Source organism: Streptomyces sp. AM25, assembly GCF_058146165.1.
In genome coordinates this window covers 38,664-56,412 of the sequence record NZ_JBKIWN010000025.1, presented here as the reverse complement: position 1 = coordinate 56,412, position 17,749 = coordinate 38,664, and the positions used below count along the sequence as shown (strand labels likewise).

The following is a 17,749-nucleotide window of genomic DNA, read 5'->3' as shown; positions in this document are numbered from 1 at the left end:
CGACGCGGGCGGCGTTGTCACACCCGGCCGTTAGGGTGGCAGCATGCGCATCGCCACCTGGAACGTGAACTCGATCGGCGCCCGGCTGCCCCGGCTCCTGGCCTGGCTGGAGAGCAGCGGCACGGACGTGCTGTGCCTGCAGGAGGCCAAGTGCACGGCGGAGCAGTTCCCCACGGCGGAGCTGCGCGAGCTGGGCTACGAGGCGGCGGTCAACGCGACGGGCCGGTGGAACGGGGTGGCGGTCCTCTCCCGCGTCGGGCTGGACGAGGTGGTCACGGGCCTGCCGGGCGGTCCGGAGTACGAGGGCGCACAGGAGCCCCGCGCGATCTCCGCGACGTGCGGGGGTGTGCGCGTCTGGTCGGTGTACGTGCCCAACGGGCGCGACGTCGAGCACGACCACTACGGCTACAAGCTCCGCTGGTTCGAGGCCCTGCGCGATGCGGTGGCGGCGGACGCGGCGGCCGGCCGCCCGTTCGCGGTCCTCGGTGACTACAACGTGGCCCCGACCGACGAGGACGTCTACGACCCGGCCGTCTTCGAGGGCCTCACGCACGTCACGCCCGCCGAGCGCGCCGCCCTCGCCGCCCTGCGCGACACGGGCCTGTCCGACGTGGTGCCCCGCCCGCTGAAGTACGACCGCCCGTACACGTACTGGGACTACCGGCAGCTGTGCTTCCCCAAGAACCGGGGCATGCGCATCGACCTGGTCTACGGCAACGCCCCCTTCGCCGGTGCGGTGAAGGACGCCTACGTGGACCGCGAGGAGCGCAAGGGCAAGGGCGCCTCGGACCATGCCCCGGTCGTCGTCGACCTCGACATGTAGCGTGTGGCTCAGACGAGTTCGCGCAGTTCCACGGAGTCGCTGAAGGCCCGCATCCCGGCGTCGTCGGGGTGCAGGTGGTCGCCGCAGTCGAAGCGCGCCAGCATCCGCTCGGGGTGCTGCGGGTCGCGGACGGCCGCGTCGAAGTCGAAGACGGCGTCGTAGGAGTCCTCGTCGCCCCGGATGTGCCGGTTGACGGCGATGCGTTTCGCCTCGGCGGCCGCGGTGCAGTCGTGGAAGCCGCCGCACGGCGCGATGGTGGCGGCCACCACGCGCATCCCGCGTTCGTGCGCCTGCTCGGCGATCGAGCGCAGGGCGGCGACGATCTGTTCGGCCGTCGTGTTCGTCCGGATGTCGTTGACGCCCTCGAAGACGATCAGCGTCCGGGCCGAGGTCTGGGCGAGGACGTCGCGCTCCAGCCGGTGGCCGGCGCCGACCCCGGCCATGACGCTGCTGGTGCCGTTGCCGGGGTAGCGGTCGGCGACCACCTGGTTCCCGGAGATCCCCGCGTTGAGCACGCCGAGGGCGGGCAGCGAGTGCTGGGCGCGCAGCCTGCGCGCCAGCAGGTCGGGCCACCGCACGTTCGCGCCGGGCGTCGAGCGCTCGCCGTCGGTGATCGAGTCGCCGAGCGCCACCACGGAGCCGGGCCCGCCCTCCGCGTCCACGCCGGTGAGCAGCGGCCAACTGCCCAGCGTCTGGCGGAAGGAGGCGTCGCCGGTTTCGAGCGTGCGGTCGCCGGCGCCGTCGACGGTGAGGTACGAGATCTGGCCGGCGGTGTAGCTGTGCACCGGCAACGCCCGTACGGTGCCGGGCAGATGGAGGCTCACCAGCAGGTTGCCGTCGGCCGGCACCCGGAAGCCCACGGGATCGCTGAACTGCTGGGCCCCGGCGGGGATCTCGGCCCCGGCCCGCCCGCCGAAGGCGAGGGGGACGGGCCGCCCGGCCGCCGTGGCGCCCCGGCCCTGCAGGGCCACGCTGGCGGCGCCGATCCGCACCGGGTGCCCGGCGAAGGTGTTCGCCAGCCGGATCCGGGTGCGCGGGCCGCCCGCGCTGCTGTGCACGACGAGCCGCAGCGTCCGCTCGCTCCACGGACCCACGGAGGCGTACCCGGACGTGGGCGCCGCCCAGCTGCCGGTCCACCCGTTCGAGGGAGTGCGCAGCGCCAGCGCGAACACGTGGAGTGCGGCGGAGTCGCCGGTGCGCGGCAGGACGACGGAGCGGACCTCGCGGTTGCGGACGACCGGCACGGTCACCGCGTACAGCCGTGCGGTCGTGGCCTGTTGGCCTGCCGGCGAGTTGATGTGGGGCAGTCCGACGGCCTTGGTGGTGAGCGGTCCGCGCTTCCAGTCGGGGGCGGTGAGGGTGTAGCCGCCGGAGGAGCCGTCGCGGTAGCGGACGGTGCCCCGGCCGCTCGCCCGGCCGCCGGTGCCGGCCACGAGGAAGGTGAGGGCCTCGCCGCGGCCGGTCAGTTTCACGGCCTGCCCGGCGGCCCGTACGTTGTCGGGCTGCCCGGTGCCGGAGCGGGGCCAGTGCAGCGGCGAGGCGTCGAGGGTCAGGGTGCGGCCGGGCGTCCAGCCCGCGGCCCGCAGGTCCTGGGCGGAGAGCGAGGCGCCCGTGCCGTCGAAGTCCGCGGCCCGGACGCGGCCGTCGTCGCTGACCGCCGTATTGTCGAAGAGCCGCTCCAGGGGGAGCGGCTCTCGTGCTGCCGCCGGGGCGGCGGCGAAGGCGGGGGAGTGCGGGAGGACCAGGGCGCACACGGCCCCTGCGGCGACGGCTCCGGCCGCCGTCCGCCACCGTCTGTGCCGGGTCCTGCCGATCTTCGCTGTGCGCAGCATGCGACTCATGCCTTCCTGCGTACCCGCTCCGACTGTGGCGGGATGAAGCTAAGGAGGCGCCGCGGGAACGTCAAGGAGGCCGGGCGGTCACGTCGTGTGCCGCGCGCCTGTGGTGGGGCCATCCGTGCGAGTGACATCCTGGCCGGTATGAACATTCCCTTCTTGGACAGCTGGCGCAGGCGGCAGGGCACTGCGCACGGGGCGGCGCTGCCCGGGGCGGACGGGCGGGACCCGGAGGGTCTGGCCGGACTGCTGTCGGAGTGCGAACTGCTGCGCGCGCACGCGCAGTCGGCGGGGGTCGCGCTCGACGATTCGCCGGAGTCCCTGGAGGAGCTGGACCAGCTGCAGCCGCGCTGGCGCGAGGATCCGGAGCTGGTGCCCTGGCTCGGCAACGACGCGGGGCTGTACCTGGGCACGGTGGTGGTCCGTACGGTCGCGGGCGCGGGCTGGCGGATCCGGTCCGACGGCCAGCCGGTGGTGCGGCTGGCGAACGGCCGCGAGGCGGACGTGGTGGAGGCGGGCCGCGAGTGGGCGGCGGACGGCGCCCCGGAGCTGTCCCAGCTCTACGCGGAGCTGGCGGAGGTCTGAAGCCCCACGAGGCTCAACTCGTGAACGGGATCGTGTACTCCAGCCGCCAGCGGTCCGCGCGGACCACGATGTCGGAGGTCTCCACGGCCCGGTCCTCGCCGTCGAAGTGGGTGCGCTCGACGACCGTGACGCACTGCCCGGCCGCGCAGCCGAGCGCCTCCGCCTCCGGCGTGGTGGCCGGCCGGGAGCCCACCAGCTCCCGGGCCCGGACGACCCGGATCCCGATGGCCGCCAGCCGGCCGCGCACTCCGCGCCGGGCGTAGGGGCCCCGCTCGGGGAGGGCGACGTCGGTGCCCGCGGTGATGGTCAGCGGCTCCCAGCTGGTGGCCAGTTGCACCGGGTGCCGGTTGGCCAGGTACTCGTACTGCGTGCACAGCACGGGCTCGCCGGGCCCGATCCCGAGCCGCTCGGCGACCGGCGCCGGGGCGGGCGTCTCGGCGGAGGACGCCTCCCAGGTGAGGGCGGTGGCGGGGTGGCCCGCCGGCGGCACCGTCCCGTAGCCGCGGATCTGTGCGGCGAACGGGGTGTCGACCGCGCCCGTCGAGCGCAGCAGCGTCCCCAGCGGTGCCCGGTCGGTGACGAACACGCCCCGCCCGAACTGCCCTTCCGCGTACCCGGCCGCCTTGAGCACGCGCACCGCGCGGTCCACCGTCTGGTCGCTGGCCGTGTAGGCGCGTTTCAGCTCGGAGCGGGACGGGATGCGGTCGCCCACGGCGAGGCCGCCCTCGTCGATGCGCCGCCGCAGATCGTCCGCGATGCGCAGATACACCGGTCTGCTGTCCCCCACGCCAGGCTCTCCTCTCCCGGGCTCCCCCGTATGGACCCACAGGCTAGGTACCCAGGCTCCGTCTGTGTACCTAGGGCAAATGGCGGCTGATGCGGCCCCGATCCGGCTCAATCCCCTTGCGGATGCGTGTCGCCGGTGAAGCCCCGTACCGAGGCGGATTAATTTGCGGCGACTGCTGTGCAGCGACTACGGGCAGCTGAGGACAGGTAGGGCTGGTATGGCCGTCGAGCCGTTGATCGAACTGCGCAACGTCAACAAGCACTACGGCGCAGTGCACGTGCTGCAGGACGTCAGCCTGACCGTCGGACGCGGCGAGGTCGTCGTCATCATCGGCCCCTCCGGCTCCGGGAAGTCCACCCTCTGCCGCACCATCAACCGCCTGGAGCCCGTGGAGTCCGGCACCATCCTCCTCGACGGACAGCCGCTGCCCCAGGAGGGCCGGGCGCTGGCCAGGCTGCGCACCGAGGTCGGCATGGTCTTCCAGTCCTTCAACCTCTTCGCGCACAGGACCGTGCTCGCCAACGTCTCGCTGGCCCAGGTCAAGGTGCGCAAGCGCGGCAAGGAGGAGGCCGACCGGCGCTCGCGCGAGCTGCTGGAGCGCGTCGGACTGCTCGCCCACGCCGAGAAGTACCCCGCGCAGCTGTCCGGCGGGCAGCAGCAGCGCGTGGCCATCGCCCGCGCGCTGGCCATGGACCCCAAGGCGCTGCTCTTCGACGAGCCGACCTCGGCCCTCGACCCGGAGATGATCAACGAGGTGCTGGAGGTCATGCAGCAGCTCGCCCGGGACGGCATGACGATGGTGGTCGTCACCCACGAGATGGGCTTCGCCCGCTCCGCCGCCAACCGCGTCGTCTTCATGGCCGACGGGCGCATCGTCGAGGACCGCACGCCCGAGGAGTTCTTCACCGCCCCCGAGAGCGCACGGGCCAAGGACTTCCTCTCCAAGATCCTCAAGCACTGAGCGGGTGACGACACATGCGACGCCGCGTTGCCGCACTGGCCCTCACCGCCGTCGCCCTCCTCGCCGCCGCCTGCGGCAGGGAGGGCAGCCCGCCCGTCAAGGGCCCCAAGCCCGAACAGCTGCCCGTCTACCACGTCGCCACCGGCTTCGAGCTGCCCGACTCGCCCACCTGGCGTGCCGCGAGGAACCGCGGCCACCTCGTCGTCGGCGCCAAGGAGGACCAGCCCTACCTGGGCGAGAAGGACCCCGCCACCGGCGTCTACTCCGGCTTCGACATCGAGATCGCGAAGATGATGTCCGCCTCCCTCGGCTTCGACCCGAAGACGATCGTCTTCCGCACCATCGCCTCGGCCAACCGCGAAACCGCCCTGCAGAACGGCCAGATCGACTACTACGTCGGCACCTACACCATCAACGACCTCCGCAAGAAGCAGGTCGGCTTCGCCGGGCCCTACTACATCGCCGGCCAGTCGCTGCTGGTCCGCAAGGACGAGAAGGGCATCGACGGACCCCAGGACCTGGACGGCAAGAAGGTCTGCTCCGCAGCCGGTTCCACCCCCCTGCAGCGCATCCAGCGCGACTACCCCAAGATCAAGGCCGTCGCCTACGACACCTACTCGATCTGCGTCGACAACCTCCTCACCTTCCAGGTCGACGCCGTCACCACCGACGACACCATCCTGATGGGCTTCGCCGCCAAGGCGCCCGACCAACTGCGGCTGGCCGGAAAGCCCTTCTCCCGGGAGCCCTACGGGATCGGCGTGCCCCGCGCCGACACCGCCCTGCGCCTCGCCCTCGACGATGCCATCGAGGCGCACATCAAGAACGGCGACTGGAAGAAGGCCTACGACGCGACCCTCGGCCTGTCCGGGGTGCCCGCCCCGCAGCCCCCCGCCGTCGACCGCTACGGGACCGCCTCATGAACGTCCTCACCGACAACCTCTCCCTGTACGGCAAGGGCCTGCTCGGCACCGTCGAACTCACCGTCTACGCCTCGCTGCTCGCGCTGGCCCTCGGCTTCGTGATGGCCTCGTTCCGGGTCGCCCCTGTCGGCTCGCTGCGCGCCTTCGGCACGGCGTGGGTCGCGGTGCTGCGCAACACCCCGCTGACCCTGCTGTTCTTCGCGGTGCTGCTCGGCCTGCCGCGCTTCGGCGTCGTCCTGCCGTTCCAGCTCTTCGCCGTCCTCGCCCTGGGCTGCTACACCTCGGCGTTCATCTGCGAGGCCGTGCGCTCGGGCATCAACACCGTGCCCCCCGGCCAGGGCGAGGCGGCCCGCAGCCTCGGCATGAGCTTCGGGCAGACCCTCGGCAGCATCGTGCTGCCGCAGGCCTTCCGCTCGGTCATCCCGCCCATCGGCTCGACCCTGATCGCCCTCGCCAAGAACTCGGCGATCGCCGGGTCGTTCAGCGTCACCGAACTCCTCGGCACGTACAAGACGCTCAACGAACTCGGCTACAGCATCGTCTGGTCGTTCATCTGGATCGCCGTCGGCTACCTGATCGTGACCTTGTCCATCAGCGCACTGTTCAATGTGCTGGAGAAGCGCTGGGGAGTCGCCCGATGAGCACGACCGGCACCGCGCTGTACGACATCCCCGGCCCGCTCGCCGTCCGGCGGCACCGCCTCTACGGCGTCGCGGCGACGGCCGTGATCCTGGCCGTGATCGCCCTGGTGCTCTATCTCCTGTTCGACACCGAGCAGTTCACGGCGGCGAAGTGGCGGCCCTTCGCGTACAAGGGCATCCAGGAGATGCTGCTCCGGGGCCTCGGCAACACGCTCAAGGCGTTCGCCTACGCGGCCGTGCTCTCCCTCGTCCTGGGCGGACTGCTCGCCTGCGGGCGGCTGTCCGAGCACCGCGCCGTGCGCTGGGCGGCCACCGTGGTGGTGGAGTTCTTCCGGGCGATGCCGGTCCTGGTCATGATCTTCTTCGTCTTCGTGGCCCTGAAGGTCCAGCCCCTGCCCGCGCTCGTCACGGGGCTGACCCTCTACAACGGCTCGGTGCTCGCGGAGGTCTTCCGCACCGGCGTGAACTCCGTGGAGCGCGGGCAGCGGGAGGCGGCGTACTCGCTGGGCATGCGCAAGACGCAGGTGATGTCGTACGTGCTGGTGCCGCAGGCGGTACGGGCCATGCTGCCGGCGATCATCAGCCAGCTGGTCGTGGCCCTGAAGGACACCTCGCTCGGATTCCTGATCACCTACGAGGAGTTCCTGCACGCGGGCAAGCTGATCGCGAGCAACCTGGACTACGACCTGCCGTTCATCCCGGTCGTGATGATCATTTCCCCGATCTACATCGGGATGTGCATGCTGCTGTCACGCTGCGCGACGTGGGCGTCGCGCTGGGAGCGGCGCAGCGTCAAGACCGATGCGGTGGAGGTGGCCCCGGCAGAGCCGGGCATGCTGCTGCCGGGGGCCGAGGCGACTCACCCCTCTGCGCCCAGCCACAGGTCCGGGCCGAAGACCTCGTAGTGGATGTCGGCGGGCGCCACGCCTGCCTCCAGCAGCTGGGCGCGCACCGCGCGCATGAAGGGCAGCGGGCCGCAGAGGTAGGCGACGGTGCCTGCAGGGATGTCGATTCGGGCAAGGTCGACGTGTCCGGTCCGCTCCTCCGGCCAGCTCCCCGCAGGGGTCTCGTACCAGACGTGCGCCTCGGCGTCCGGCAGCTTGGCGACCAACGAGTGCAGGTCGGCCCGGAAGGCGTGCACCGCCGGGCTGCGGTCGGCGTGCACCGCAATCACCTTGCGCTGCGCGCCCGTTGCGGCCAGGTGCGTCAGCATGCCCACGATGGGCGTGCAGCCGATACCGGCGGAGGCGAGCAGCACCGGCGCGTCCCCGTCCTCCAGGGCGACGTCACCGAAGGGGGCGCTGACGAGAATCGTTTCCCCCACCTGCACGTGGTCGTGCAGGTGGGCGGACACCTCGCCGTCGGCGACCCGCTTGACGCTGAACTGCAGGGCCCCGTCCGGCTGTCCGGACAGGCTGTACTGGCGGATCTGCCGCGCCCCGTCCGGCAGCGTCACCTGGACGGATACGTACTGGCCGGGCCGCCCGGCCGGCACCGGCCGCCCGTCGGCCGGCTGCACGACGAAGGTCGTCACCTCGTCCGTCTCCCGGAAGCGGCCCACGACCTCGCAGGGGAACCCGGCCTCGCCGGGGGCCGTGCCCGCCTGCTCGTAGAGCCGCGCCTCCAGGGCGATGAGCGCGTTGGCCATCAGCCAGTACACCTCGTCCCAGGCCGCCGCGACCTCGGGGGTGACCGCGCCGCCGAGCACCTCGACGATCGCGGCGAAGAGGTGCTCCTGGACGATCGGGTACTGCTCGGGCGCTATGCCCAGTGACGCGTGCTTGTGCGCGATGCGCGCGAGCATCGCGTCGGGGCGGACGTCCGGGTGCTCGACCAGCGCCGAGGCGAACGCGGCTATGGAGCCCGCAAGGGCCTGCTGCTGGCTGCCGTTGGCCTGGTTGCCGCGGTTGAACAGGTCGCGCAGCAGCTCCGGGCGGGCGGTGAAGAGCTTGTTGTAGAAGAGCGGCGTGATCTCGCCTATCGCACCGCCGACCGCGGGCAGGGTGGCGCGGACGACCTCGGTCGACTTGGGTGACAGCATCGACGGCTCAGCTCCTTAACTTGCATCTTAAATTCGCATTAAAGGGCGCGAGAAAGCGCCCCCGGGGGGGAGGGTCTGTCAGGTCTGCGGGGGGTGCGGGCTCAGGCTCAGCAGGACCGGTCCGGTGGGCGGGCCGGTCAGCTCCTCGATGGTGAGCGGGTCGAGGGCGGCGAAGAACGCCTCCTGCGCGGCGCGCAGCGCACTGCGCAGCCGGCATGCCGAGCGCAGCGGGCACGGCGGCTCGTCCTCGCAGCCGACGACGTCGCCGGTGCCCTCCAGTTCGCGCACGAGCCGGCCGACCGAGCCGGTGCGCCCGAGGGGGGTGAGGCTGAGGCCGCCGCCCCGGCCCCGGCGGGCCTCGACGACCCCGAGGTGCTGAAGGCGGCTGACCACCTTGGCGGCGTGCGTGTAGGGCACGCCGACCTCGCCGGCCACTTCGCGGGTGGTCGGCGCCTGTGCTTCGTCGGCAACCGCCAGGCGCATGGCGATGCGCAGGGCGATGTCCGTGCTCTTGGTCAGTCGCACGGCAGCAATCTATCTAATTGGACTTCTGGAGTCCAATTAATGGCACCGGGGTGGAGCCGGGCCACACCGGGCCGATGGGATTGACAGACCGTTGACGTGCGGTGAATCTGGCCTGGCGTTGATCACCGAACGGTGGTCGCGTACAGGTCTTTTCTCGACATTCTCGGAGGCAATGGTGTCGCAGGCGCATGGACGCGGTGGGCAGTACGGAAGAGCGCTGGCGGCGTTCGGCGCGGCCACGGCACTGGCGGCCGGCGCCGCCGCCCCCGCGGCCGCCGCCCCGGCCACCCGCGGCGGCGAGGCCTACGTCGCCCTCGGCGACTCCTACACCTCCGGCCCCGGCATCCCGCAGCAGTCCGGCGGCGACTGCGCCCGTTCCAGCGTCAACTACCCCTCGCTGACGGCCAAGAAGCTGCACGCGTCCTCCTTCAAGGACGTCAGCTGCAGCGGCGCCACCACGGACGACATGTGGCGCGCGCAGGGCGCCAACCCGCCCCAGCTGAACGCCCTGAGCAAGCGCACCACCCTCGTCACCGTCGGCATCGGCGGCAACGACATCGGCTTCGGCAGCATCATCGGCACCTGCGCGCAGCTGTCGCCCACCGACCCGGCCGGCGCCCCGTGCCGCAAGCAGTTCACCGCGGGCGGCGCCGACCAGCTCGTCAACCGCATCAACGATGCCGCCCCCAAGATCGCCAAGGTGCTCAAGGCCGTTCACCAGCGCGCACCGCACGCCCGTGTCGCGCTCGTCGGCTACCCCGCGATCATGCCGGACAGCGGGGCCGGGTGTTTCCCGGCCGTGCCGATCGCCGCGGGCGACGTTGTGTATCTGCGTGACACCGAGAAGCGGCTGAATGCGATGTTGCGGCAGCAGGCGCGCAAGGCGCACGTCCGGTACGTCGACACGTACCGGACGACGGTCGGTCACGACGTGTGCGAGCCGGCTGCCGAGCGGTGGATCGAGGGCGTTCACCCCGAGAGTCCGGCTGCGCCGTTCCATCCCAATGCCAAGGGGGAGCGGGCGATGGCGGGTTCGGTCTCCGGCGCGCTGCGCCGGCACTGAGGGCGGTGCCCCGTAGGGGCGCGGGGAACTGCGCGATCAGCCACCGCCGGCCTGCAGCCGACGCCCCCCGGGGGGGCCGGGGTGAAAGCCCCGAGAACCTCGGCTGCGGGCCGTCCGTGGCTTGTCGCGCAGTTCCCCGCGCCCCTACGGGCGCGGGCCGGTCGGTCGTCGGCTGCGGGTCTGTTGTGGTTGCTCGCGCAGTTCCCCGCGCCCCTTACGGGGCGCGGTATCGCGCCGGGCGCGCCCGGACCTGTCGCCGCGCCCCTACGGGGCGGTAGGCTCCGGGGCCCGTCCGGCCGAATGGAGGTAGTGGTGACCCTCGCGAGACCGACCACCCACCGGCGCCTGCCCGTTCTCGTCGCGGCGGCCGCGCTCGTCGGCGGGGCCGCAACGGCCCCCGCCCACGCGTCCGTTGCCGCCGCACCGCCCCCGAAGTCCCCCGTCGCCGCCGGGTACGGCGGCGCGGTCGCCAGTGTCGACGCCAATGCCACGGCCGCGGGCATCGAGGTGCTGCGCAAGGGCGGCAACGCGGTCGACGCGGCCGTGGCCACCGCCGCCGCCCTCGGCGTCACCGAGCCCTACTCCGCCGGCATCGGCGGGGGCGGCTACTTCGTCTACTACAACGCCCGTACGCACAAGGTCACCACGCTCGACGGCCGCGAACGCGCCCCGCTCGACGCGACCAAGGACCTGTTCCTGGAGAAGGGCAAGCCGATCGCCTTCGCCGACGCCGTCACCAGCGGCCTCAGCGTCGGCACGCCCGGCACCCCCGCCACCTGGGACACCGCCCTGCGCAACTGGGGCAGCCGGCCGCTCGCCCAAGTGCTGCGCCCGGCCGAGCGGCTGGCGCGCAACGGCTTCACCGTCGACGCCACCTTCCGCCAGCAGACCGCCGACAACCAGGCGCGCTTCAAGGACTTCCCCGCCACCGCCAAGATCTTCCTGCCGGGCGGGAAGCCGCCCGCCGTCGGCAGCACCCTCAAGAACCCCGACCTGGCCCGTACTTATGCCCTGCTGGCCGAGCAGGGAATGGGTGCCGTCTACCACGGCGCCGTGGGGCGCGACCTCGTACGCACCGTCCGCAAGCCGCCCGTCGACCCGGCCTCGCACCGCCTGGCGCGCCCCGGCGGCCTGACCGTGAAGGACCTGGCGGCGTACGGGATCGAGCAGCAGGCGCCGACCCGGGTGGCGTACCGCGGGCTCGACGTCTACGGCATGGCCCCGTCCTCCTCCGGCGGCACGACGATGGGGGAGGCCCTCAACATCCTGGAACGCGGCAACCTCCGGAAGGCGGACCGGGCGACCTATCTGCACCGCTACATCGAGGCGAGCCGGATCGCCTTCGCCGACCGCAACCGGTGGGTCGGCGACCCGGCGCAGGAGAGCGTCCCCGAAAAGGGGCTGCTGTCCGAGAAGTTCGCGGACTCGCGCGCCTGCCTCGTCAAGGACGACAAGGTGCTGACCAGTCCGCTGGCCCCCGGCGACCCGCGCCACCCGGCGCCGTGCGGCACGCGGGCCGGCACGCCCGCCCCGACGCCGTACGAGGGGCAGCAGACCACGCATCTGACGGTGGCCGACAAGTGGGGCAATGTCGTCGCCTACACGCTCACCCTGGAGCAGACGGGCGGCAGCGGCATCACCGTGCCCGGGCGCGGGTTCCTGCTCAACAACGAGCTGACCGACTTCTCGTTCACCCCCGTCACCCCGGGCGTGCACGACCCCAACCTGCCCGGCCCCGGCAAGCGCCCGCGCTCCTCGATGGCGCCGACGATCGTCCTGGACCACGGCAGGCCCGCCTTCGCGCTCGGTTCGCCCGGCGGCGCGACGATCATCACGACGGTGCTGCAGACCTTCCTCAACCACGTGGACCGCGGCATGCCGCTCGTCGACGCCATCGCCGCACCGCGGGCCAGTCAGCGCAACGCGGCGCAGACCGAGCTCGAACCGGGCCTGTGGAACAGCCCGTTGCGCGCCCTGCTGGAGGCGCGGGGGCACGCGTTCACCCTGAACCCGGAGATCGGCGCGGCGACCGGGGTGCAGCGCCTGCCGGACGGGCGATGGCTGGCGGCGGCGGAGAAGGTGCGGCGCGGCGGCGGCTCGGCGATGGTGGTGCGGCCGGACGGCCCGTCGCACTGAGCGGCTCGCGCTGAGCAGCGAGCCATCCCCCGTACGAGTGGATCGGTCCGCCGATCCGATTGACCCGGGCGGGTGCTGCACAGCATAAGTCCCGTGGGGGAGTGTGCAGTTCATGTCGGCCGGCGGGTCCTGCTCGCCGGCATGGCCGTGTCGGTCCTGCTGGCCGGTGTGGTGGCGGCGCTGGGGCTGTGGTCCGCAGCCCCGGCCGCTGCCGCGCCGTCGGCGGTTCCCACGTGCGAACTCGGTGCCTATCTCAACGATTTGTACAACCTGGATCCCATCAAGCATTCCTTCGACGCCCGGTTCACCCTGTGGTCCGTGTGCCCGCAGAAGGATCTGGACCCGCTGCCCACGGTGGCGTTCAGCAACGGCAACACCCCGCAGAAGGACGACTCCAGGCTGTCGGAGTCCCGGGGTCTGTTCCGCGATCTGGTGCGGGTGCAGGGGACGTTCCGGCAGGACTGGGACCTGCGTGCCTTCCCCTTCGACCGGCACCGGCTGGAGATCGTGCTCACGGCCAACTCCGACACCGGGCACTTCCGGTTCACCCCGGACAACACGAACTCGGCCCACAACATGGCGATCGCGCCCGACGGATGGAAGCTGACGGGCTTCCGGCTGGCCCCGGCCGAGCGGAGCTTCCCCACCAACTTCGGCGACCCCGCGCTGCCGCGCGGTGCGGGCAGCACCCGCAGCGCGGTCGTCATCGAGGCCGACCTGGTGCGCGAGGACCCCACCGTCTTCTGGAAGCTGACCGGTCCGCTGTACCTCACGCTGCTGCTCGTCACGGCGACGTTCCTGCTGCCCGCACACCACCGGGAGCTGGGCATCGCCGAGCGCCTGGACTCCCTGCAGAGCCGGCTGGCCCTGCTGGGCGGCGGGCTGTTCGTCGTGATGCTGAACATGCAGCAGGTCGGCACGGTGGTCACCAGCACGCGCGGGCTGACGCTCGTCGACTGGCTGCACCTGCTGACCCTGGCCTACGTCCTCCTCGCCGTGCTGGCCACGGTGCTGTGCTGGCGCTGGACGGTCGACGGGGACGACCCGGCGAAGGTGGAACGCCTCAACCGCCGCGCGGCGGTGCTGGGTCTGGTGGGGTACTGCGCGGTCGCGGTCGCCCTGGTGTTCCTGTCACTGTCGTGACGCGAGCAGCGCGATGACCTCGTCCGTGGTGCCCGTCTCCGCGAGCCGCGGGAAGATCTTCTCCAGGCTGTTGCGGTGCGCCTGCGCGTCCAGGTCCGTGACCGCGTCCGTCGCGATCGTCACGTGGTACCCGTGCTCGTGCGCGGAGCGCGCCGTCGACTCGACGCCGATGCTCGTCGAGATGCCCGCCAGCACGATCTGGGTGACGCCCCGCCGCCGCAGCTGCAGGTCCAGGTCGGTGCCGTAGAACGCGCCCCACTGGCGCTTCGTCACCACGATGTCCCCGTCCGTGCAGCCCAGTTCGGGCCGCAGCTCCGCGAACGCGGCCGGGAACTCGCCCGCGTGCCCGGCGACGTCCGCCCGTCCCGGAGGTGCGGCGACGACACGGACGAGGACCACCGGCAGGCCGTGCTTGCGGAACGCCTCGGCGAGGCGGGCGCCGTGTCCGACGATCTCGTCGGCGGGGTGGACGGTCGGCAGGGCGGTGATGCCGTTCTGGAGATCGATGAGGACGAGTGCGGTCCGGGGGTCGAGCGTGGTGGCAGTCATGCCGGCAGTCTATGAAATGAAAAGGGAAACTTGCAAGCTTCCCTGTTGATGCCGTGCCTCCGGCAAACCACGGGAGCGATGGTCTTGCCACAGCGTGTGACGGGTCCTACGGTCGCATCCATCCCCACGCGGAGCGGATCTTCGCGTGCCCGCCAGGCGCAAGCCGTTCCGGCAGAGGAGCAGCTCATGGCCAACGTTGTCCGCGCCGCCCTGGTCCAGGCCACCTGGACCGGCGACACCGAGTCGATGATCGCCAAGCACGAGGAACACGCCCGCGCCGCCGCCGCGCAGGGCGCCAAGGTGATCGGGTTCCAAGAGGTCTTCAACGCGCCCTACTTCTGCCAGGTGCAGGACAGCGAGCACTACCGCTGGGCCGAGCCCGTCCCCGACGGGCCCACCGTGCAGCGGATGCAGCGCCTCGCCCGCGAGACCGGCATGGTGATCGTGGTGCCGGTCTTCGAGGTCGAGCAGTCCGGCTTCTACTACAACACCGCCGCCGTCGTCGACGCCGACGGCAGCTACCTGGGCAAGTACCGCAAGCACCACATCCCCCAGGTCAAGGGCTTCTGGGAGAAGTACTACTTCAAGCCGGGCAACGCCGGCTGGCCGGTCTTCGAGACGGCAGTCGGCCGCATCGGCGTCTACATCTGCTACGACCGCCACTTCCCCGAGGGCTGGCGGCAGCTCGGCCTCAACGGCGCCCAGCTCGTCTACAACCCCTCCGCCACCTCGCGCGGCCTGTCCGCCTACCTCTGGCAGCTCGAACAGCCCGCGGCAGCCGTCGCCAACGAGTACTTCGTCGCCGCCATCAACCGCGTCGGTCAGGAGGAGTACGGGGACAACGACTTCTACGGCACCTCGTACTTCGTCGACCCGCGCGGGCAGTTCGTCGGCGACGTCGCGAGCGACACCAAGGAGGAACTCGTCGTCCGCGACCTGGACTTCGGCCTCATCGACCAGGTGCGCCGGCAGTGGGCCTTCTACCGGGACCGCCGCCCCGACGCCTACGACGGGCTGGCCCGGCCGTGACCGGCCTGCACGCGCGGCACCGCGCCGTCATGCCCGAGTGGCTCGCCCTCTACTACCGCGAGCCGCTCGAACTCACCCACGGCGAGGGCCGGTACGTGTGGGACGCCGCCGGCCGGCGCTACCTGGACTTCTTCGGCGGCATCCTCACCACCATGACCGCCCACGCGCTGCCCGAGGTCACCAAGGCCGTCGCCGAGCAGGCGGGCCGCATCCTGCACACCTCCACCCTCTACCTCGACCGGCACATGGTCGAACTCGCCGAACGCATCGCCGCCCTCTCCGGCATCCCCGACGCGCGCGTCTTCTTCACCACCTCCGGCACCGAGGCCAACGACGCGGCCCTCCTGCTGGCCACCACGTACCGGCGCTCCAACCAGGTGCTGGCCATGCGCAACAGCTACCACGGCCGCTCCTTCTCCGCCGTCGGCATCACCGGCAACTCCAGCTGGTCGCCCACCAGTCTCTCCCCGCTGCAGACGCTCTACGTGCACGGCGGGGTGCGCAGCCGGGGCCCGTACGCGCAGCTGTCCGACGCGGAGTTCACCGCGGCGTGCGTGGCGGACCTGGAGGACATGCTCGGTCAAGTGCACGGCACCGTCGCCGCCCTGATCGCCGAACCCGTCCAGGGCGTCGGCGGGTTCACCGCCCCGCCCGACGGCCTCTACGCGGCCTTCCGCGACGTGCTGCAGCGGCACGGCATCCTGTGGATCACCGACGAGGTGCAGACCGGCTGGGGCCGCACCGGCGACCACTTCTGGGGCTGGCAGGCCCACGCCGCCAGCGGCCCGCCGGACCTGCTCACCTTCGCCAAGGGCATCGGCAACGGCATGTCGGTCGGCGGCGTCGTCGCCCGCGCCGAGGTCATGAACTGCCTCGACGCCAACTCCATCTCCACCTTCGGCGGCAGCCCCGTCACCATGGCGGCCGGCCTCGCCAACCTCACCCACCTGCTGGAACACGACCTGCAGGGCAACGCCCGCCGCGTCGGCGGCCTGCTGATCGAGCGGCTGCGCGAAGCCGCCGCGAGCCTGGCCGTGGTCCGCGAGGTCCGCGGCCGCGGACTCATGATCGGCGTCGAGCTCGCCGAACCCGACGGCACACCCTCGCCGCGCGCCGCCTCCCTCGCCCTCGAACACGCCCGCGAGGCCGGGCTGTTGATCGGCAAGGGCGGCCGCGAGAGCCACACCCTGCGCATCGCCCCGCCGCTCACCCTCACCGTCGCCGAGGCCGGACAGGGCGCGGAGATCCTCGAAGGCGTGCTGCGCCGGGTCCAGGACACCATCGGCGGGAAGGAACGGCCATGACCCGACGGACCGTCATCCGCGGCGGGCTCGTCATCACCGCCGCCGAGGAGATGCACGCCGACGTCCTCGTCGAGGGCGGCACGATCGCGGCACTGGCCGCGCCCGACAGCGCGTACGCCCAGGGCTGGACGGCCGACCGCACCATCGACGCGACCGGGAAGTACGTCATCCCCGGCGGCGTCGACGGCCACACCCACCTCGACTTCCCCTTCGGCGGCACCGCCTCCTCCGACACCTTCGAGACCGGCACCCGGGCCGCCGCCTGGGGCGGCACCACCACGATCGTCGACTTCGCCGTCCAGCCGCGCGGGCAGGCGCTGCGCGAGGGGCTCGACACCTGGCACGCCAAGGCCGAGGGACAGTGCGCCGTCGACTACGCCTTCCACATGATCCTCTCCGACGTGAACGAGGGCGTGCTGAAGGAGATGGACCTCCTGGTCGGCGAGGGGGTGACCTCCTTCAAGCTCTTCATGGCCTACCCGGGCGTCTTCTACAGCGACGACGGGCAGATCCTGCGCGCCATGCAACGGGCCTCCGGCAACGGCGGCCTGATCATGATGCACGCGGAGAACGGCATCGCCATCGACGTCCTCGTCGAACAGGCCCTCGCCGCAGGGCGGACCGACCCCCGTTTCCACGGCGAGGTCCGCAAGGCCCTGCTGGAGGCCGAGGCCACCCACCGCGCGATCCAGCTCGCGCGCGTCGCCGGCAGCCCGCTGTACGTCGTGCACGTCTCGGCGCAGGAGGCCGTCGCGGAGCTCGCGCAGGCCCGCACGGCCGGGCTGCCGGTCTTCGGCGAGACCTGCCCGCAGTACCTGTTCCTGTCCACCGACAACCTCGCCGAACCGGGCTTCGAGGGCGCCAAGTACGTCTGCTCCACGCCGCTGCGCCCCCGCGAACACCAGGCGGCGCTCTGGCGCGGGCTGCGCACGGACGCCCTCCAGGTGGTCTCCACCGACCACTGCCCGTTCTGCTTCGCAGGCCAGAAGGAGCTCGGCCGCGGCGACTTCTCGAAGATCCCCAACGGCCTGCCCGGCATCGAGAACCGGATGGACCTCCTCCACCAGGCCGTCGTCGACGGGCACCTCACCCGCCGCCGGTGGATCGAGATCGCCTGCGCCGCCCCCGCCCGCATGTTCGGCCTGGCCCCGCGCAAGGGCACCATCGCCCCGGGCGCCGACGCCGACATCGTCGTCTACGACCCGCAGGCCCGTCAGACCCTCTCCGCCCGGACCCACCACATGAACGTCGACTACTCGGCGTACGAGGGCAAGGAGATCACCGGACAGGCCGAGACCGTCCTGTCCCGCGGCGACGTCGTCATCGACCGGCGGACGTTCACCGGACGCGCCGGACACGGCCGCTACATCCCCCGCACCACCTGTCAGTACCTCCCGTAAGGAG

Annotated in this window: 17 protein-coding genes; 12 read left to right on the top strand and 5 right to left on the bottom strand. The window is 72.0% G+C overall.

The window, feature by feature from the left end:
- The first annotated feature begins 43 nt into the window (after positions 1-43).
- A complete protein-coding gene (locus ACLHRZ_RS28900; protein ID WP_490421499.1) occupies positions 44-823 on the top strand; it encodes an exodeoxyribonuclease III in 780 nt (259 codons plus the stop codon).
- A gap of 8 nt (positions 824-831) precedes the next feature.
- Here ACLHRZ_RS28900 and ACLHRZ_RS28895 read toward each other — a convergent pair whose 3' ends face one another.
- A complete protein-coding gene (locus ACLHRZ_RS28895) occupies positions 832-2,655 on the bottom strand; it encodes an SGNH/GDSL hydrolase family protein (protein WP_490421517.1) in 1,824 nt (607 codons plus the stop codon).
- Between the two features lie 147 nt (positions 2,656-2,802).
- Here ACLHRZ_RS28895 and ACLHRZ_RS28890 point away from each other — a divergent pair, with 147 nt between their 5' ends.
- Complete coding sequence (locus ACLHRZ_RS28890) at positions 2,803-3,243, top strand: DUF6278 family protein (protein WP_490421498.1); 441 nt, start codon at positions 2,803-2,805, stop codon at positions 3,241-3,243.
- A gap of 13 nt (positions 3,244-3,256) precedes the next feature.
- On the opposite strand, the gene ACLHRZ_RS28885 is transcribed toward ACLHRZ_RS28890, so the two are convergent.
- Positions 3,257-4,030, bottom strand: coding sequence for a GntR family transcriptional regulator (locus tag ACLHRZ_RS28885; RefSeq protein ID WP_490421497.1), 774 nt, complete (start codon positions 4,028-4,030; stop codon positions 3,257-3,259).
- Between the two features lie 217 nt (positions 4,031-4,247).
- Here ACLHRZ_RS28885 and ACLHRZ_RS28880 point away from each other — a divergent pair, with 217 nt between their 5' ends.
- The 4 genes from ACLHRZ_RS28880 to ACLHRZ_RS28865 are packed head-to-tail and all read left to right on the top strand — an operon-like array spanning position 4,248 to position 7,460.
- On the top strand, positions 4,248-4,991 hold the full coding sequence (locus ACLHRZ_RS28880; RefSeq protein WP_490421496.1) for an amino acid ABC transporter ATP-binding protein: 744 nt from the start codon (positions 4,248-4,250) through the stop codon (positions 4,989-4,991).
- A gap of 14 nt (positions 4,992-5,005) precedes the next feature.
- Positions 5,006-5,914, top strand: a complete 909-nt coding sequence (locus ACLHRZ_RS28875; protein ID WP_490421495.1) for a glutamate ABC transporter substrate-binding protein — start codon at positions 5,006-5,008, stop codon at positions 5,912-5,914.
- Positions 5,911-6,555, top strand: a complete 645-nt coding sequence (locus ACLHRZ_RS28870) for an amino acid ABC transporter permease (RefSeq protein WP_490421494.1) — start codon at positions 5,911-5,913, stop codon at positions 6,553-6,555. Before ACLHRZ_RS28875 ends, ACLHRZ_RS28870 begins: the two co-directional genes overlap by 4 nt.
- Complete coding sequence (locus ACLHRZ_RS28865; RefSeq protein ID WP_490421493.1) at positions 6,552-7,460, top strand: amino acid ABC transporter permease; 909 nt, start codon at positions 6,552-6,554, stop codon at positions 7,458-7,460. The genes ACLHRZ_RS28870 and ACLHRZ_RS28865 overlap by 4 nt, the downstream gene beginning before the upstream one ends.
- Here ACLHRZ_RS28865 and ACLHRZ_RS28860 read toward each other — a convergent pair.
- Positions 7,415-8,596, bottom strand: a complete 1,182-nt coding sequence (locus ACLHRZ_RS28860; RefSeq protein WP_490421492.1) for a globin domain-containing protein — start codon at positions 8,594-8,596, stop codon at positions 7,415-7,417. The genes ACLHRZ_RS28865 and ACLHRZ_RS28860 overlap by 46 nt on opposite strands.
- A gap of 78 nt (positions 8,597-8,674) precedes the next feature.
- Complete coding sequence (locus ACLHRZ_RS28855; RefSeq protein WP_490421491.1) at positions 8,675-9,121, bottom strand: RrF2 family transcriptional regulator; 447 nt, start codon at positions 9,119-9,121, stop codon at positions 8,675-8,677.
- 172 nt (positions 9,122-9,293) lie between these two features.
- Between ACLHRZ_RS28855 and ACLHRZ_RS28850 the strand changes: the two genes are divergently transcribed.
- From ACLHRZ_RS28850 to ACLHRZ_RS28840, 3 genes are all read left to right on the top strand, one after another.
- On the top strand, positions 9,294-10,184 hold the full coding sequence (locus tag ACLHRZ_RS28850) for an SGNH/GDSL hydrolase family protein (RefSeq protein WP_490421490.1): 891 nt from the start codon (positions 9,294-9,296) through the stop codon (positions 10,182-10,184).
- 312 nt (positions 10,185-10,496) lie between these two features.
- Positions 10,497-12,320, top strand: a complete 1,824-nt coding sequence (gene ggt / locus ACLHRZ_RS28845) for a gamma-glutamyltransferase (RefSeq protein WP_490421489.1) — start codon at positions 10,497-10,499, stop codon at positions 12,318-12,320.
- 93 nt (positions 12,321-12,413) lie between these two features.
- Positions 12,414-13,463, top strand: coding sequence for a ligand-gated ion channel (locus ACLHRZ_RS28840; protein ID WP_490421488.1), 1,050 nt, complete (start codon positions 12,414-12,416; stop codon positions 13,461-13,463).
- Here the strand turns inward: ACLHRZ_RS28840 and ACLHRZ_RS28835 are convergent.
- Positions 13,452-14,012: an isochorismatase family protein gene (locus ACLHRZ_RS28835; protein WP_490421487.1), complete on the bottom strand. Its 561-nt coding sequence runs from the start codon at positions 14,010-14,012 to the stop codon at positions 13,452-13,454. The two genes, ACLHRZ_RS28840 and ACLHRZ_RS28835, sit on opposite strands and share 12 nt — an antisense overlap.
- Before the next feature lie 186 nt (positions 14,013-14,198).
- Between ACLHRZ_RS28835 and ACLHRZ_RS28830 the strand changes: the two genes are divergently transcribed.
- Genes ACLHRZ_RS28830 through hydA form a run of 3 tightly spaced genes read left to right on the top strand, consistent with a single transcriptional unit; the run spans position 14,199 to position 17,745 of the window.
- Positions 14,199-15,041, top strand: a complete 843-nt coding sequence (locus ACLHRZ_RS28830; protein ID WP_490421486.1) for a nitrilase-related carbon-nitrogen hydrolase — start codon at positions 14,199-14,201, stop codon at positions 15,039-15,041.
- 29 nt (positions 15,042-15,070) lie between these two features.
- Positions 15,071-16,345 carry an aspartate aminotransferase family protein gene (locus ACLHRZ_RS28825; RefSeq protein ID WP_490421516.1) on the top strand — a complete coding sequence of 425 codons (1,275 nt, stop codon included), beginning with the start codon at positions 15,071-15,073 and terminating at the stop codon, positions 16,343-16,345.
- A complete protein-coding gene (hydA, locus tag ACLHRZ_RS28820) occupies positions 16,342-17,745 on the top strand; it encodes a dihydropyrimidinase (RefSeq protein ID WP_490421485.1) in 1,404 nt (467 codons plus the stop codon). The genes ACLHRZ_RS28825 and hydA overlap by 4 nt, the downstream gene beginning before the upstream one ends.
- Positions 17,746-17,749: the final 4 nt, after the last annotated feature.

Excerpts from the sequence above, each read along its gene's own strand:
- hydA (WP_490421485.1), top strand. The coding sequence starts at position 16,342 with ATGACCCGACGGACCGTCATCCGCGGCGGGCTCGTCATCACCGCCGCC.
- ACLHRZ_RS28900 (WP_490421499.1), top strand. The coding sequence starts at position 44 with ATGCGCATCGCCACCTGGAACGTGAACTCGATCGGCGCCCGGCTGCCC.
- ACLHRZ_RS28850 (WP_490421490.1), top strand. The coding sequence starts at position 9,294 with ATGGTGTCGCAGGCGCATGGACGCGGTGGGCAGTACGGAAGAGCGCTG.
- ACLHRZ_RS28895 (WP_490421517.1), bottom strand. The coding sequence starts at position 2,655 with ATGCTGCGCACAGCGAAGATCGGCAGGACCCGGCACAGACGGTGGCGG.
- ACLHRZ_RS28865 (WP_490421493.1), top strand. The coding sequence starts at position 6,552 with ATGAGCACGACCGGCACCGCGCTGTACGACATCCCCGGCCCGCTCGCC.
- ACLHRZ_RS28835 (WP_490421487.1), bottom strand. The coding sequence starts at position 14,012 with ATGACTGCCACCACGCTCGACCCCCGGACCGCACTCGTCCTCATCGAT.
- ACLHRZ_RS28890 (WP_490421498.1), top strand. The coding sequence starts at position 2,803 with ATGAACATTCCCTTCTTGGACAGCTGGCGCAGGCGGCAGGGCACTGCG.
- ACLHRZ_RS28875 (WP_490421495.1), top strand. The coding sequence starts at position 5,006 with ATGCGACGCCGCGTTGCCGCACTGGCCCTCACCGCCGTCGCCCTCCTC.
- ACLHRZ_RS28880 (WP_490421496.1), top strand. The coding sequence starts at position 4,248 with ATGGCCGTCGAGCCGTTGATCGAACTGCGCAACGTCAACAAGCACTAC.
- ACLHRZ_RS28860 (WP_490421492.1), bottom strand. The coding sequence starts at position 8,596 with ATGCTGTCACCCAAGTCGACCGAGGTCGTCCGCGCCACCCTGCCCGCG.
- ACLHRZ_RS28830 (WP_490421486.1), top strand. The coding sequence starts at position 14,199 with ATGGCCAACGTTGTCCGCGCCGCCCTGGTCCAGGCCACCTGGACCGGC.
- ACLHRZ_RS28825 (WP_490421516.1), top strand. The coding sequence starts at position 15,071 with ATGCCCGAGTGGCTCGCCCTCTACTACCGCGAGCCGCTCGAACTCACC.
- ACLHRZ_RS28870 (WP_490421494.1), top strand. The coding sequence starts at position 5,911 with ATGAACGTCCTCACCGACAACCTCTCCCTGTACGGCAAGGGCCTGCTC.